Origin of the sequence: Nitrosomonas sp. PY1 (assembly GCF_022836435.1) — a bacterium.
In the GTDB taxonomy this organism is placed as follows: Bacteria; Pseudomonadota; Gammaproteobacteria; order Burkholderiales; family Nitrosomonadaceae; genus Nitrosomonas.
In genome coordinates, this window is sequence record NZ_BQXC01000001.1 from 122,856 (window position 1) to 139,503 (window position 16,648).

Below are 16,648 nucleotides of genomic sequence, written 5' to 3' on the forward strand. Positions count from 1 at the left end.
TCAACCTTTCTTTCTATGATTCAGTTGTACTGTTTGCTACCTTGGCGCTTCTATATGATACCTTAATTTATCACGCAGGATAGATTGCCCCCAAAACTCTTTCTCCTTTCGCTCCAGTGACTGCGCTGAGATTACCTGGCTTACCTAATATCGTTAATTGCGCTAGCCAGGCGAATGCAAACGCTTCCACCCAATCTGCATCCACGCCTAATGTATTCGTTAGCGCTACGGTGCGGTGCGGCAGCGCATTTGATAGCTGTTTGATTAGATAGGTATTATGAGCACCTCCCCCACATACATAAATTTCATTCGCCATTCGACAGTAATCCGTAATCGCATTAGCTATTGATATTACAGTTAATTGTAATAGAGTTGCTTGCACATTCTCAGGTGCTTGAGGCGCGCATTGTGATATCTTATGTTCAAGCCAATGCAGATTAAACAAATCTCTTCCTGTGCTTTTCGGGGGAGGGAGTGAAAAGAAGCTTTCATCCATCAATATATCAAGCAGTGATTGGATAATTTTTCCCGTTTTTGCCCATTGCCCTTTGTCGTCATAGCCTTTTCCTGTGTGTCTCAAGCTCCACGCATCCATCAACATGTTGCCTGGTCCGCAGTCAAATCCGATTACTTCATCATTGGGATTAAGCTTGGTGATGTTGGCTATTCCACCAATATTGACGATAATGCGGTGTTTATCGGCATCACCAAAGAGTGCCTTGTGAAATGCTGGAACTAGCGGTGCTCCTTGTCCTCCTGCGGCAATATCGCGACTACGGAAATCTGCGACTACGGTTATCTGTGTTAACTCCGCTAGTAGGGCTGCATTGATCAATTGAATGGTGTAACGTTTTTCTTTTTCTGGACAGTGACGAATTGTTTGTCCATGACAGCCTATCGCTGTAACCGCGTTAGGAGAGATTTTGGATTTCCTCAATAAGTCTAAGCTTGTTTGTGCATAAAGCATTGAAAGTTGATTGCTGAGCAATGCGGCGCGGTTTAATTCATCGAAACCAGCATGATGCAGTGCTAGTAAATTAGTACGTAATTCTTCATTGTACGGATAAAATAGCGTTGCAAGTAGAGTGGGTTTGGGTTCGCCGAAGTTAATCAGTACTGCATCGATACCATCTAGGCTGGTACCAGACATGAGGCCGATATAATAAATAGGCGCCATTCTAAAGAGGGTTCTGTAAAAAATATCTGAGTAATTAAATACTTTTTAAAGTGGTGAGCAGATTTCGAATCTTGTGTTCGAAAGATGCCAATGGATCGAATTAAACTCCAAATCAATCTTTAAGCGCTATGCAGTATTTCTTATTCAGATGCCGCGTAATGAATAATATTACGCATAATGTTTAGGCGCGATAAAAATGGTTGAGTTTCTTTTTGGAAAGCAATCAATTCTTTTTTGCCCAACGGCGTAGCGGTTGGCAATGCGATTCTGGTTGGGTCTCTTTGTACGCCATCGATTCTTAATTCATAATGTAAATGCGGGCCTGTTGCCATACCTGTGGATCCAACATAACCGATAGTATCGCCTTGGTTTACACGCTTTCCTTTGCTAACCCCCGGTGCAAATCGGGATAAATGACCGTAAGCGGTTTCAAATTTACCGTTATGTTTTAGTACAACTAAATTGCCATATCCTCGTTGTGAGCCTGAGAAACCAACAATTCCGCTTGCGGTGGCTTTCACGGGTGTTCCTGCAGGCGCGGCATAATCAATCCCTTTATGTGCTCTCCATTCCTTAAGAATGGGATGGAAACGTCCATTGCTGAAGCCAGAGCTAATACGAGAAACAGTTAGTGGTGAAAGTAAAAACTCTTTGCGCAAACTTTCTCCTTTGGGTGTGTAATATCCATCCCTTCCATTGGGGTGCTTGAAATATACCGCTTGATGAACTTTTCCTTTATTTGTAAACTCGACCGCTAATACACGAGCCGTTTTGGCATGCTTCTTAACTTCGTTCCTCGCTAAAGTTTCGTAAACTACAATAAAACGGTCGCCGTGACGCAGATCACGATGAAAATCAATCTGCGAAGCAAATATTTCTGTTAGTTGTGTTGCAATATTATTGGGGATTCCTGCACTATCGACAGCAGCAAATAGCGAACTGCTAATAACGCCAGCTCTCATATGGACACGGGTATCGAGTTCAATGGATTGTTCGGTAATTTTGAATTCATCATCGGTTTTTTCCATTAAAAACAGTTCTTCGTTATTGAACGAATAACGCAGTCCTAACAATTCTCCGTCGGATGAAGTTTGCGCATAAATAGTTTTGCCAGGTTGCAATTGCCGCATGGCACGACTACCCCGCACTGCCTGGAGGAAATCGCTCGAATCCTGATTGCTAATGTCCAAGCGGTTTAAGATAGCCGATATAGTATCGCCGCGCCGGATATTTTCTTGATGCCAGAAAATTTGATTTTCTGGAGCTTCATGAATAGCATTAGGGATAGATAAATCAAGAACCACATCTTCAGTTTGAATATTTTCAAGTGCAGGTACATTTGGTGCAATACCGAATGCAGTAACGAAGCCAAAAAGAGGAATGCTCGATAATACAACCAACCAGTGAATGGTTTTTTTTGTGAGCTTGGGTGAATTTTGAGTTAAAATTTTCTGCGGATTTGTAACAGACGATTGACTTTGAAGCGGTAAATTATCAAGCATGAAGATAGTACCCCCCAATCACGTATCAATTTTAAACAGGCGGGAGTCTATCATGAAAAACTCAAAATATGTACTAAGGTACAATTAAAAGTTAAAGAAATTTCTAAATTAATTTAATAAATCATTAAATATCATAAAATTAATAAAAACTAAAAAACTAAACCCAATGAAATCACAGCTTGACATCATCAAACGCGGTAGCACCGAAATTCTTCTTGAATCCGAACTTGAAAAGAAACTTATTCAAGGAAAGCCATTGCGAATCAAAGCGGGTTTCGATCCCACAGCGCCAGATCTGCATTTGGGCCATACTGTACTTATCAACAAACTGAAGCAATTACAAGACTTAGGGCATCATATCCTTTTTCTGATTGGCGATTTCACCGGAATGATTGGAGATCCAACTGGGAAAAATACAACACGCCCACCCTTATCGAGAGAGCAAGTTTTACAAAATGCGCAATCTTATACCGCGCAGGTTTTTAAAATACTCAAACCAGAAAAAACGGAAGTAGTATTTAACTCTTCATGGATGGATTCATTAAATGCGGCAGATATGATCAGGCTGGCCGCCACACATACGGTTGCACGTATGCTGGAACGTGATGATTTCGATAAACGCTATCGTAATAACCAATCGATTGCGATTCATGAATTTCTCTATCCGTTGGTGCAGGGCTATGATTCAGTTGCACTCAAAGCTGACTTAGAACTGGGTGGTACCGATCAAAAATTCAATTTACTTATGGGGCGAGAACTGCAAAAACACTTTGGTCAGGCCCCACAATGCATTCTTACGATGCCGCTCTTGGAAGGGCTGGACGGTGTTAATAAAATGTCCAAATCGCTCAATAATTATGTTGGTATTACAGAAAGCCCCAAAGAAATCTTCGGCAAAATCATGTCAATATCAGATCAATTAATGTGGCGGTATCTCGAATTGCTGTCTTTTGAATCCATGGACACAATTCATCAATGGCGTAAAGAAGTTGAACAAGGCCGGAATCCTCGCGATATCAAAGTATTGTTTGCGCAAGAGATCGTTACACGCTTCCATGGATGGAAAAGTGCCGAGGAAGCTTTGGAGGATTTCGAAACACGCTTCAAACATGGTGGGTTGCCCGATAACATTGCAGAACAAAGTATTCCTATCCAAGACAAGGAAGTATCATTGGTACAACTCCTTAAATTGACTGGCTTAACTGTTAGCACAAGCGAGTCGCTGCGCATGATTGATCAAGGTGCCGTAAAACTGAATGAACAAAAAATAACCGATAAATCGCTTAAACTGACGCAAGGTGAAACAGTGATATTGCAAGTAGGTAAACGTAAATTCGCTCGCGTTGTTATACAGTAATCGGCATCGATTTTGGTTGAGCTATGTAGAGTGTAAGAAGATGCTCATGAAATTTATGAACTACTTCACCTCAATAATAAATTGGCGAAGCGTGTGTCGATAATTCTTATGAATGAGTATTATAAGAACTTGAATTGCAGATTTAAATTGCTTGCTTTTGTATTGTTAGATATAATGCTGCTCCTGGTTCAATTCGAAGCTCTTATATTTTTTAAATTTAAGCTTAAGGTACCTAGTATCTGAAGAGATGAAATTGCTCGAAAACCAGTTTCCATCGTTCCTGGCCTCTCTTTTTCACGTTTCTCCGAAAAATGTAAAGCATTACTTGGTTAGTAGCGGTGTATTAGCGCACTAGCAGGTTTATTTTTAATCGGAGATCAGATTTTCCTGCTGATGCAATTTCAACTTTCCCTCTTTAGGAAAATATAACGTGTCTTTTGAAGTTTTAAATTTACATTCTTCTGTTCTCAAAGCTATTCATGATTCGGGATACACTGTACCTACCCCTATTCAACAAAAAGCCATTCCTGAACTTATTGCAGGTCATGATGTTTTGGCTTCGGCTCAAACTGGTACTGGGAAAACAGCAGCTTTTATGCTACCTGCGCTTCATCTGCTTGCGGCGCCTGTCAAAGCGCAAGGTCGTGGACCGAGAATTTTAGTGCTTACTCCAACGCGTGAGCTTGCATTACAAGTTTCTGAAGCTGCCAAAAAATATGGCAAATATCTGCCGCGCGCTAAAGTGGTTAGTATTTTGGGTGGCATGCCTTATCCTTTACAGAATCGTTTGTTGTCGCAACCTGTCGATATTCTCGTGGCAACGCCAGGAAGGTTGATTGATCACTTACAGCGTGGGCGAATCGATTTTAAACGATTGCAAATGATGGTGTTGGATGAGGCTGATCGAATGCTAGATATGGGTTTTATCGAAGATGTGGAAACCATTGCTGCAGCAACACCTACAACACGACAAACCTTGCTGTTTTCTGCTACTTTGGATGATGCTATCGATAAGGTAGCTTCGAAACTACTGAAATCCCCCAAAAGAATTCAAGTTGCATCGCAGAAAGCCAAGATGAACAATATTGAACAGCGATTACATTATGTGGATGACTTGTCTCATAAGAATCGCTTGCTCAATCATGTTCTGGGCGATGAAAAACTTAAGCAAGCGATTGTTTTTACGGCGACCAAAAGAGATGCTGATACCTTAGCGGATAATTTGTACGCGCAAGGCCATGCCGCAGCAGCACTGCATGGTGATATGAATCAGCGCGAACGGAATCGTACTCTGACTAGACTGCGTAATGGTGGACTACGTGTATTGGTTGCAACCGATGTTGCTGCTAGAGGTATCGATGTGCCAGATATCACACATGTGATCAATTTTGATTTGCCGAAATTTGCTGAAGATTACGTGCATCGGATTGGGCGAACAGGTCGCGCAGGCGCCGATGGGATTGCTGTTTCCTTCGCGTCGCAAAAAGATAGCTTACATTTGACAAGAATTGAGCGCTATACCGGTCAGAAAATCGCTGCGCATATCATCTCTGGTTTGGAACCAAGAATCAAACCGCGCTTTAAAAGCAATGGCGTTAGAAATACACCTGGTGTGAATCAAAAGCGCAAGCGCTCACCTTTTGCAGAATACGATAGCCGATCAAGTTTTGGTGCTGCGAATTCGTTTAATAAAAGTGGTAATGGGCAGCAGCAGCAACAACGTGGACGATTTGATCAAAATAATCGTGGTAATAATGCTTTTAGGAGTAATGGCAATAACTTTAAAAATGCTCATTATTCTGCGCGTGTCAAGTAAAATCATTTTTGAAGCTAAAAAGGCTAGACTGAGTAGTCTAGCCAGTACTTTAGTTACTTAATAAAATTCGTCCATTTATATCTTGCGCGGACCTTGCGTTATTGCTATAGAATCCTTTCAACTGTTCGAGTTGTGCAGAAGATATCGTAATGATTTCTGATAAAAGATACCATTGCACTCCTTCGCTGCATGGAGGCGTTGTCAAAGAACCCGCAAATGTATAATAATTCAAACTATTGGTATCGAGTGACGCTGGAAGCAAAGATGCAGGATTGATTTGAATCTTAGTATCTGAGTTTTTGCCTGATTCTTCATCGGGAGTGTTGTCTAAGATAGTTTGGAAAGTCGTATTTTCTGCACCTATAGCAATTGCGACCGCTAGCACTACAATTCTTCCATCATCCCTTACATGAACATAATGCAGTTCTGCAGCAAAGGGTTGGCCATCAATTACATGTTCACTCGGTTCATGAAAATGAAACTGAATGAGTGGATAAGATTCTTCCCCGATTTTTAATTCGCCTTTGTAATTGGAGGAAGTATTTACCTGCACTCCGTGTCCGCTGTTGAAGAAAATCGGTGTGTCAACGGGATATAAGGCTTGTACTTTGTTCAGCCCTTGAGTTGTGTCGATTTGCGTGGCTGCGAGATCGATTGGAGCCTGATGTTTACCTACGCCACATTCAGCAAAAGGATACGTCAAGGGTAAACCTTCGGCCGGGTCTGGAATTCCCCACCACGTAGCTTGATCTTCGTGACTCCAGTGAGGGGTGGCAGCAAAAGCAAAACTTGTATAACTAAAAGAAACAAAAAGAAATATATTCAAGAATTTTATTTTCATATCTCAACTCCAGTATTTAAAAACATAAACAATCGCTCTAGCATGGATGTTTTTGGCAAAATTTAACCATAGGCGATTGTTTTTTCTGGTTATTATCATTTGTTAGCTCAGAAGTATCTTTTTTAATGGAAGAGTCAGATTGCGACTGCTGATTAGTTTCTGTGGATAATTGTGCTTTTTTCTGTGGATCGATCAATGGTTTCGATTGATTGACATCTGAATCTGCAGAACATGAAATAGCTACTAAACTGAGTATGCTTGCTAGAAAAATTTTAGTTAACATATTTTTACTCACTTATAGAAATAAAAAAAATTTGGACACATTTTGATAATGTGGATTACAACGTAACATACAGTATGTTAATAAAATGTGTAGATAAGAATCATTATCAACAGTATGGTTAAAGGTTATTTGTACTAGCACTGCTTCTTAAGGCTGTGAATATAAAAAAATAAATAAGATAAGTGGAAATTTTAGAAAAGAAGGGGGAATAAATAAATTTGCAGTTATTTTTCGATCTCTGCTTCTAAAGCAAGCCAGCTCTCTTCCAGTTCGGTTACTTTTTTTACAAGAATTGCATGAGTTTGACCCAGTTTTTCGATTTCAACACGAGAAGGGTTTGTATAGGCCATGGGATCAGCTAAGCGTCGGTTGATTTCGGCCAATTCCTTTTGTGCATTATCCAAAGCAGCTTCTAGTTTGGCTTGTTTCTGCAGCAAACTTTTTTTATTAGATTTGTTAGCTGAAGATTGTGCGGACTGTATTTTTCCTTGCGAAGGTTTGATTTGTTTCTCTTGATAAGCTTCTACCCAAGCTCTGTAATCTTCTAATCCACCATTAAATGGCTGTACAGCTTTGTCAGCGACTAACCATAATTCATCGGCAATTGCGCGTATTAAGCTGCGATCATGCGATACCAGTAATACCGCACCTGTGTATTGCTCCAATGCCAGCGTCAATGCATCGCGCATATCCAAGTCTAAGTGATTGGTTGGTTCATCCAATAGCAATAAATGGGGTTTCTGCCATGCCAATAATGCGAGTGCTAAACGACTCTTCTCTCCACCGGAAAAAGTACCAACAGGTCTATTTTCATGCTCGCCGCCTAAGCCGAATCTACCTAAAAAAGTTCGTAAATTACGCTCGGTTTGTGTGGGCGCAAGTTTTTGAATGTGTTGTAACGGGGTTGCTTGGCTATCAAGATGCTCTAATTGGTGTTGCGCAAAATAACCAATATCGAGATTGGCAGAGCGCTCGATAACACCTTGTGTAGATTGAATTTCCCCTACAAGCAACTTGATGAAGGTCGATTTTCCTGATCCATTTGGCCCTAGCAAGGCGATCCGAGTTCCGGACTGTAGTATCAACTGAACATGCTCGAATAGCGTATGGTCACCATAACCAAAACTTAAATCTTTGATACGCATCAAGACTGCGGGGCTTCGTTCGGGTGCGTCAATGCGTAGTTCAAAATGTCCTTCTTCAATATGTAGCGGGGCCAGTCGCGTTAATCGTTCCAGTGCTTTAATTCGACTTTGTGCTTGCTTCGCTTTGGTTGCTTTGGCGCGAAAACGTCGTACAAAGTCTTCCATATGTGCAATGTGTTTTTGCTGTTGTTCATAGGCTTGCGTATGTTGCATCAAACGTTCTGCACGTGCTTGTTCGAAATCATCATAATTACCTTGATAAGTATCAATTTTATGATTGTTAATATAGGCAATCCGATTGATGCAGGTATTTAGAAACTCACGATCATGAGACACTACGATAATGCTGCCTGGATAATTTAATAGATAATTTTCCAGCCAAACAATAGCTTCCAGATCGAGATGATTGGTGGGCTCATCCAGTAACAACAGATCAGCGCGGTGCATCAAAGCGCGCGCCAGGTTCAATCGCATACGCCAACCACCGGAAAATTGATGAACGAACCTTTGCAACGCATCATTAGAAAAACCAAGACCGTTTAATAACTGCGCCGCACGAGCTTGGGCGGTATAGCCACCAATGATTTCAAAGCGCTGTTGCGCTTCAAACCAAGCATTATCATGCTGTGGTTGTGAAAGTATTTTCTCGAGCTTGCGTAATTCCACATCACCATCAAGCACAAATTCAATCACCGATAACTTGGAGTTAATGATTTCTTGTTCTACAAAGGCGATGGTTTTTCCGGACTGAAACACAATTTCTCCACTATCCGGTTGCTTTACACCGCGTATTAATTGGAATAAGGTTGATTTACCACAACCGTTTCTTCCTACTAGACCGATTCGTTGGTTGGAGAAAACTTGCAGATCACATTTTTCAAGCAGGGGATTACCGTTTTGTAGATAAGTTAAAGATTGAATAGTGAGCATCGAGATATGTGATAAAACGAATGGAAGGAGAATCTGCTAGCTATTTATTTGATTTAACGACTGGCAAAGCATACCGATCGATAGAAAACTGCTCAGTGCTTAGTTGGGTAGCTTCGATTCAACGGGATACGTGATGCGGTATTATTTGAGATAAGCAATCCATTTCAGATACAAACGCTCCGCAATGATATTGAGATCTTCAATGCGCTGAGGGAGATCTTTTTCGATTTCACTGATTGATTGCACAGCAGGTCCTTCTAAGGTTGTTAATTCTTCTGCAGCGACACTGCACCAATCGCGCACCATGCGCGCAGTCATTTCAACATGACATTGCATTCCTAAATGCATATTCATTGCAAAAGCCTGATTCTCGCAATAAGGACTGGACAAAATATTGGTTGCACCAGGGGGCAAACTAAAAGTTTCACCATGCCAATGGAAAGTTTGGAAATGTTTCAGATCACCGAACCAAGATGATGCTACTGGATTTTCAGGAATATTCACTTCACCCCATCCCATTTCCTTGAATGGGATGGTACTAATTGCCCCGCCTAATGCTTTGGCCATTAATTGTCCACCCAAGCAATGCCCCAGCACCGGTATGTCGTTATCAACCGCTTGTCTGATCAAAGCGAGTGATGAATCAATCCAAGGTAAGTCATCATTTACGCTCATTGGTCCACCCATAAAAACTAACCCACTGAATTCTTGTGGATCTCTGGGCACGCTTGCGCCTGCATCAATTTTGATCAATTGCCAGGGAATATGATTATTGTCGAGAAATGTGGCAAAATAGCCAGGCCCTTCGATGGGTAAATATCTAAAAATTGCAACGGGCTTCATAGATGCTCCTACCATTATTTGAATATCCTAGCAACGAATTTTAACCGTTTTTAGCACTTTTTATGTGCTAAAACTAAGCAAAGTTTTCATTATCTGTGATCTATATTCATTACTTCAAACCAAAAGCCTCACTTCTTATTCGTAAAGAACGGATTATGTGATGTCAATGAAGCCACTAAGTTTTTCTGATGTGGTGCGCATTGAGCAATTGCGTAACATCGAAGCAACACAAAGAGAGCAGTTATCCTATGACAGTATCAAGGATATGCCTGCAGCCCCTTCACGAGAGTTTCATTATGTGGATTTTGTGCATCGCCTTCGTGATCGCGCAAATTTCTTGATTCGCGAAAATAAATTACAAGATACCTTACAGCAACCAAGTCAGTACTTTGTGTATGCACAAAGAATTTGCATGTTTTTGGCCTTGTTGTTGGGAGGACTGGCTGCAAGTCAGGCAGTCAGCGAGTCTTCTATTTTAAACATCTATTGGTTGCTGGCTGTTTTGCTTGGTTTTAATTTCATTTCCTTGACGCTATGGTCAATAGGTATATTGATGAAAATACCGGGACTCAGTAATGGCATAATTGCCCAATTAGTGAGCTGGTTGCCTTTCCGGCAGCATAAGGAACCGACGATTGCTTCTATCGCGTCGCGTGCTTGGTGGGAAAGGTATTTAACAGGCCGCATCGGGAAATGGCGTATTAGCGCATTGACGCATAAATTTTGGTTGGTATATCTTATTTCCGGTTTGGTGTTGTTAGTCTTAATGATGCTCGCCAAGCAATATAATTTTACTTGGGGAACGACATTATTACCGGACGGTAGTCTACCGCAAATAACACGTTTACTGGGTGCTCCGTTGGAAGCAATTGGGTTGCCTGTGCCTCAAGATGAGCAGATTATTGTCAGTCGTATTGGTATCGAAGGCCAAGACACCGAAACGCGAACGGCATGGGCTAGTTTCCTGATCGGAACATTGTTGTTGTATGGTATTGTTCCACGCATGCTGGTACTTGGTTTATCGTTGTTGATGCAGCGTTGGTATCAGAATCGCTTTAAACTCGATCTTTACTTGCCTTATTACATTACACTGCGTCAACAACTCATGGGATCGCAAATGGAAACAGCGGTGATTGATGCTGATCCCTATGCTAAAAAATCTCACATTCAGCAAATCAGTGATGTGAGGCATTCCGTTCAAAAATCTACCTTGCCACGCAATATCATTGCGTTCGGTATCGAATTAGATGCTTCTGTATCTTGGCCTGATGGAATTCATTGCCGTACTAATATCATTGATCAGAATTCGCAGGATGAAGTGCTCTCGGTTATCCGGAAACTAAAAGAACCATTGTTGTTAGGTGTTGCTGCACACCGATTACCGGATCGAGGTGTACAACGTTTGGTCAAGGAACTGGTGAATAATGCAGCGAAAAAACCTTGGATGATTTTGTTGAAACAAAATACTTCAGTGCCTATTGCTAGCACTCGTGAACTGGCTTGGTTTCGTCTCGCTGAAGCTTGTGGCATTCCTGCAGATCAGGTAATCAGTAGATAAATACTATGGTAGCTTTAGTTTCAGATTCTCAAAATTCACTTCCACTATTGAATGTGGTTGTGGTTGGTCATACCAATACCGGTAAAACTTCTTTGATTCGTACAATGTTACGTAGTACGCAATTTGGAGTGGTCGAGGATGCTGCTGGAACGACGCGGCATGTCGAGCAAGCTACGCTTTCCGCTCATAATCAACCCATTCTGAATGTATATGATACTCCTGGTTTGGAAGACTCCAGGGCATTGTATTCTCACATTAAGTCTCTGCAAGCCAAATCAAAATCAACGCTTCCAGTTCAAATACTGAGAGATTTTGTGGCAAATATTGCTATTGACGACTCCCTGGAACAAGAAGCTAAAGTAATACGTCAAGTATTACGTAGCGATATTCTGCTTTATATCATCGATGTGCGGGAACCATTTCTCGAAAAATATCGTTTAGAACTCGAAATTCTGACACAAGCTGCACGGCCGATCATTCCAGTTTTTAACTTTACAGCGGAAAACCCGCAAGCACTTGCTACATGGCGTGAACATTTGGCTGCCTATAACATACATGCAACGCTTGAGTTTGATACGGTCGCTTATTCGTTTGCAGCAGAAAAGCGTTTGTATCAGAAAATTCAAACGTTAGTGGATACGCATTACACACCATTGCAAAAGTTAATTGATTATCGCGCGCAACTTTGGAAGCAGCTTTGCTTATCTGGTGCCAAACGGGTGATTGAATTAATTGTAAGCGTTACTTGCCATCGCGAAATTAAAATCGATCAAAATAAGTTACATTCGGATTATCTGGTAGAAGGTCACTTTCATAATTTTGTCCGAAAAGCGGAACAACAATGTTTGCATGACTTGTTGATCATTTTTAATTTTTCCGAAAAAGACGTCGAGATTGAAAAAATCCCAGTCAGTAATGGTCATTGGGAATTGGATATTTTTGCACCTGGTATTCTTAAAGCTTATGGATTAGATGTCGGTAGCGCAGCTGCCAAAGGTGCGGCGGCTGGAGCAGGTATTGATCTGATGGTGGGTGGTTTAAGTTTGGGTGCGGCCACTGCACTTGGTGCTATTGCAGGGGCAAGTTGGTCAACTTTTAAACGTTATGGAGGTGAGATCAAGGCTACAATGATGGGTGTTAAATGGCAGTGTGCCGATGAAGCCACGCTACAAGTTTTATTTCTGCGCCAAAAATATTTATTGCAGAAACTGATGCAGCGTGGACATGCGGCGTATGCAACCTTGCAAATCGACAAAGCTGACAACGAAAAATTGCCAGAGCACTGGCCCCAATTGATCAGTACCCTGCGCCAAAATCCAGCGTGGGAGACGCCTACAGTCGCGCGCAATAATAATCAGCAATACCAACATATAGAGCGTCAATTTTTAGTAGCATTGCTTGATCAGCAAGACGCTAATTAAGATTTAGTCGGATTTTGTTGTGAAGAGTGCTTGTTCAAATGTGAGATCTATCATGTTTCAGAGCTCGTTTGGCGGCAGCTCATCCATGGATGGATTATTTAGAATTAAATTTACTATGACTACTGGGTTAAATCCCATAAAGGTACGAAATAATCAATAATATATTGTTAAATAAATAACAGTGAGTGGGCATACTTACTGAAAAATTATTTTCATTGATCTGTTCAGAGTCAATGCGTCAATTTGTCGCATTGACTCTGATGCTTAAATTTGTCAATATGCGTGCATGGAGTTTAAAAACTCTTAAGTAGTGCGACCGTGTTGTTTGCTGTAGACAGAGAGTGCTAATGCCGGTTCTGACAAGGATTGTCTGATTCACTCTTCTGTTTTTTTTTGCGCTGTTTCTACCACAAGTAGCGACGGTGGAATTAATGATCGGTAATCAATCGGTTGCACAAAGAAGCAAGACGAATAGAGCAAATATTTGCAAGTATTTTGTGCATTACTAAAAATTAAACCAAGGAGACATCATCATGGTACAAAAAAGAAAAATAGGGCTTATTACGGCAATCGCTCCATTTCTAGTGGCTACAGCCATTTTTGCAGTTAGCGCTAATGCAGCGGATGGAAATGAAGGAAAAGACGATCCTTCCGTGATGAAAAGTGGACCAAACGGTGTTAGTAAAGAAGAATTCATGAAACACCATCAGTGGATGTTTGAACAAAATGACGCAAACAAAAATGGTTACCTTGATGCCGATGAAATGAAAAATCTTCACAATATGGTAAAGAAGATGCACGAACGCTTTGAACATAAACACTAATTAGTATAACGATATTTATTCGAGGCCTTGGTCGACAAATTTTCTATGTTGTTGACTAAGGTCGGTTATAAGTATGATGATTTCGATCGATATGGGATCAGTTATTGCAAATTGGAAGAAATGATGCTGGAATGAGGGATTGAAGTGGATCACACAACGTTTGTCGTTGGGTTCAGCATTATGCATCGGAAATAGGGAAGCGCTTGCGATGGTTCTGGAAACCGCACTTTGGGCCATAGTCTGGCAAGTAGACGGAAACCTATATAAAGGTCAAAGGGAATAAATCTATCAAGCCATGGGCACATATAGCAGCGATCAACACAGATAAAGCGCCAGTTTTTGACCCACCATTGATGAATTAAAAGAGGGGTAGATGTTTGAGTTTACGGTGCATAACCAAATCAGATCAAAAGCTTACTCTGAAATCGCGCTATCTTTGCAATAGAACCGTAATATTCATAGCTTAGCAATATCGATTTTTTTCATTTGTAGCACGGCTTGCATTGTTTTTTGGGATTTATCAGAATCAGAACTGCAGATTAGTTCACCTAGGACTTCTGGAACGATTTGCCAAGAAACACCGAATTTATCCTTCAACCACCCGCATTGCTGCGCTTGCTCGTCGCCGTCTTCGGAAAGCCTGCTCCAATAATAATCCACTTCATCTTGTGTTTTACAGAGCACCTGAAATGATATCGCTTCGTTGAATTTAAATGTTGGCCCACCATTAAGTGCGGTAAATGTTTGTCCATCAAGTTCAAGCTCCACTGTCATGACGGAACCTTCTGGCTGATTGTGAAACTCAAAACCTATTTTTCCATACCGGGAAACCCTTTTGATTCTGGAGTTACTGAAAATTGCTGTATAAAAATTGGCTGCTTCTTCGGCTTGGCAATCGAACCATAAGCAAGGAGTAATTTTTTGCATAGCGTTTGCCTTACTAAAAATATTCAGGCCGCGTCTATTTTTTTCTGACATGCGGCCGACTAAGTATTCTGATTTATTGTTTTCTTGTGTAAATGGTTTCAAATATTTTCATTTCCTTGCCACCATGATGGGTGCCATACATCACAAACTCCTGGGTACTATTATCTATAATTTTCCAGATAGCGCGATGCGTCATGTGTCCACCACCCAATTCCGCATGTTGCCCGGTGAAGGTGATGGTCCTGCCGTCTTCACTGGCTGTCCCATCCATGATAAAAATACCTGTCCCCATCGTGGCGATCCATGTCGACACATACCGGTCGAGAAGATTGTCATAACCGACGGTCCAGATCCCCACGTAAGGTTTTCCGTGCATAGTGCCACTGTATTCTTGTTGCAGGAAACGTCCGTTTAGTAATACTTTTCCATTAGATACACCGGTTGATTCTACAGGTGGTTTCTGAGAATCTATCCATTCTCTGGTTTTGGCTGTCCAACTTCCGGCGAGGCTTCCCAATAGCTTATGCGGTTCGCCAGGTGTGGCCAGTTTTTCGTAAGCTGCTATCATTTCCTGCATATCCATTGGCTTGTGCGCACTCTTGTCATCTGCAATGACAGTGGAGGTGAATAATAGCGCACAAAAAATGACGAGTGTAAATTGCATATAACGCATGATATTTCCCTTCTAAAATTATTTATTAATAAACGCTGAGTACTGAGTATTGAATAAGCTTTTAATAGCTGGCAATTACTTTAAAACCACCATATACCATTCGCTTGCTATCAAATATAGCATCTGGATTCATCATATCCGCCAAGCGCTGATCAACCATGACCGCTTTATTGACCTGATCACGGTGTTCTTTCGACTCAAATACGATCCATGCAAATACAATGGTTTCGTTTTCTTTGGCTTTTACCATTTTTTTGAATGATGTAAATTCTTTCTGATCAAGATCGTCTCCCGTACATTCGATATATTCCAATGCACCATACTCTTTCCAAATCGAACCGGCCAAGTTGGCCATTTCTTTATATTCTTGCAGATTATCCTGTGATACTGGAAGAACATAACCATCTACATATTTTCCCATTACCTATACTCCTATGAGTTTTAATTGCTTGTTAAAAACAATCATATGGTTATAGCCAAGCACACCCTTCCGTTACAACTTGTTGAATATTTTTAGGGCTAATATCGCCAGTATGCGAAGCAATCAACCATTGATGTGCTTGAAGGGTCTTCGTTTCTGCCTTAGCGGGTGTTCTCAATAGACCATATATCGTTAAATGGCGTTATGGCCTGTTAGTAAAATCGATACCTTGGCAGCATCGACACAAAATCAAGTGAGTAATAGCGGTATGATTAACTCTAGGAAAGGCTTTTGAATATTGTATTAATGTTCATTTTAAGTATTTCATGACGACAACGTGTCATGTGATAATTGAACGTAAAATGTGTAAGTCGACGACCAGAAGAAAAATTTCCTAACAATCTCTCCAACCCGACCTAGCTTGGACATCACCCTGTTTCTATTTTGAGCATTTGCTTCATTAATGTTGCATGAAATTAGACACAGATATCTCATAGAATGTTCCTCGAAATGAGTAAAAAATCTGATTCGTTGATTGGAGCTGCCTGAAATCCACAATGTAATAATTATCAAGAGACCTTACATGGACGTATATGGACTCCTCCGTTTTGTGTGAGATTTTTTGATGAGGTTTTAGCTGAAGCACTTGCACTCGTATATCCGGCCTGTAATGGGATCTGTTTATTATATCCCTGACCTTGATGGAAATTCGCTGCTGGGGCCTCATCGCCCACTCGTGATCATAAGCCACTGTCCATGTATCAGGCTTCCCAGCTGCGGATGTACCCGCTTTACCATCACTCGAAATCACACTGCAAATCAAAGAAATCTATTACGTTTGTAGCATACCTCTATTTACCCTAATATTGGTGGCAAGCCAATACCGTATGCTAATGTTGTCTAGAGTTATCCATGGTGGCTTGACGCTGC

General features: G+C 41.1%; 14 protein-coding genes and 1 pseudogene. 6 read left to right on the plus strand and 9 right to left on the minus strand.

The annotated features are described in order from the left end of the window. Positions 1–70: 70 nt before the first annotated feature. Together W03_RS00535 and W03_RS00540 are read right to left on the minus strand one after the other, a co-directional pair. Positions 71–1,177, minus strand: a complete 1,107-nt coding sequence (locus W03_RS00535) for an anhydro-N-acetylmuramic acid kinase (RefSeq protein WP_279599975.1) — start codon at positions 1,175–1,177, stop codon at positions 71–73. 140 nt (positions 1,178–1,317) lie between these two features. Further along, positions 1,318–2,679 carry a peptidoglycan DD-metalloendopeptidase family protein gene (locus W03_RS00540; RefSeq protein ID WP_244070367.1) on the minus strand — a complete coding sequence of 454 codons (1,362 nt, stop codon included), beginning with the start codon at positions 2,677–2,679 and terminating at the stop codon, positions 1,318–1,320. 166 nt (positions 2,680–2,845) lie between these two features. Between W03_RS00540 and tyrS the strand changes: the two genes are divergently transcribed. Further along, the gene (gene tyrS, locus W03_RS00545; RefSeq protein WP_244070369.1) at positions 2,846–4,036 is read left to right on the plus strand and encodes a tyrosine--tRNA ligase; all 1,191 of its coding nucleotides are present in this window, start codon (positions 2,846–2,848) and stop codon (positions 4,034–4,036) included. 430 nt (positions 4,037–4,466) lie between these two features. After that, the gene (locus W03_RS00550) at positions 4,467–5,852 is read left to right on the plus strand and encodes a DEAD/DEAH box helicase (RefSeq protein ID WP_244070370.1); all 1,386 of its coding nucleotides are present in this window, start codon (positions 4,467–4,469) and stop codon (positions 5,850–5,852) included. A 49-nt stretch (positions 5,853–5,901) separates the two neighbouring features. Here W03_RS00550 and W03_RS00555 read toward each other — a convergent pair whose 3' ends face one another. The 4 genes from W03_RS00555 to W03_RS00570 all read right to left on the minus strand — a co-directional run bounded on the left by W03_RS00555 (position 5,902) and on the right by W03_RS00570 (position 9,894). Next, complete coding sequence (locus W03_RS00555; protein WP_244070372.1) at positions 5,902–6,693, minus strand: carbonic anhydrase; 792 nt, start codon at positions 6,691–6,693, stop codon at positions 5,902–5,904. A 37-nt stretch (positions 6,694–6,730) separates the two neighbouring features. Further along, positions 6,731–6,976 (minus strand): hypothetical protein, encoded by a 246-nt coding sequence (locus W03_RS00560; protein ID WP_244070374.1) that lies wholly within the window; start codon positions 6,974–6,976, stop codon positions 6,731–6,733. A 224-nt stretch (positions 6,977–7,200) separates the two neighbouring features. Next, complete coding sequence (locus W03_RS00565) at positions 7,201–9,051, minus strand: ABC-F family ATP-binding cassette domain-containing protein (RefSeq protein ID WP_244070376.1); 1,851 nt, start codon at positions 9,049–9,051, stop codon at positions 7,201–7,203. A gap of 141 nt (positions 9,052–9,192) precedes the next feature. After that, entirely contained in the window at positions 9,193–9,894 is a 702-nt protein-coding gene (locus W03_RS00570; protein ID WP_244070378.1) for a type 1 glutamine amidotransferase, read from the minus strand. Positions 9,895–10,060: 166 nt separating this feature from the next. Here W03_RS00570 and W03_RS00575 point away from each other — a divergent pair, with 166 nt between their 5' ends. From W03_RS00575 to W03_RS13495, 4 genes and pseudogenes are all read left to right on the plus strand, one after another. After that, positions 10,061–11,452: a DUF2868 domain-containing protein gene (locus W03_RS00575; protein WP_244070380.1), complete on the plus strand. Its 1,392-nt coding sequence runs from the start codon at positions 10,061–10,063 to the stop codon at positions 11,450–11,452. Positions 11,453–11,457: 5 nt separating this feature from the next. Next, positions 11,458–12,873, plus strand: a complete 1,416-nt coding sequence (locus tag W03_RS00580) for a GTPase/DUF3482 domain-containing protein (RefSeq protein WP_244070382.1) — start codon at positions 11,458–11,460, stop codon at positions 12,871–12,873. A 533-nt stretch (positions 12,874–13,406) separates the two neighbouring features. Next, entirely contained in the window at positions 13,407–13,697 is a 291-nt protein-coding gene (locus W03_RS00585; protein ID WP_244070384.1) for a hypothetical protein, read from the plus strand. A gap of 87 nt (positions 13,698–13,784) precedes the next feature. Further along, positions 13,785–13,918: pseudogene (locus W03_RS13495) on the plus strand (IS6 family transposase); the annotation flags it as partial. A gap of 235 nt (positions 13,919–14,153) precedes the next feature. Here W03_RS13495 and W03_RS00595 read toward each other — a convergent pair. From W03_RS00595 to W03_RS00605, 3 genes are all read right to left on the minus strand, one after another. Further along, positions 14,154–14,726, minus strand: a complete 573-nt coding sequence (locus tag W03_RS00595; RefSeq protein WP_244070386.1) for a VOC family protein — start codon at positions 14,724–14,726, stop codon at positions 14,154–14,156. Next, positions 14,698–15,297, minus strand: coding sequence for a DUF1579 domain-containing protein (locus W03_RS00600; RefSeq protein WP_244070388.1), 600 nt, complete (start codon positions 15,295–15,297; stop codon positions 14,698–14,700). The genes W03_RS00595 and W03_RS00600 overlap by 29 nt, the downstream gene beginning before the upstream one ends. 61 nt (positions 15,298–15,358) lie before the next feature. After that, positions 15,359–15,718 carry a DUF1428 domain-containing protein gene (locus W03_RS00605; RefSeq protein WP_244070390.1) on the minus strand — a complete coding sequence of 120 codons (360 nt, stop codon included), beginning with the start codon at positions 15,716–15,718 and terminating at the stop codon, positions 15,359–15,361. Between the last annotated feature and the right edge of the window lie 930 nt (positions 15,719–16,648).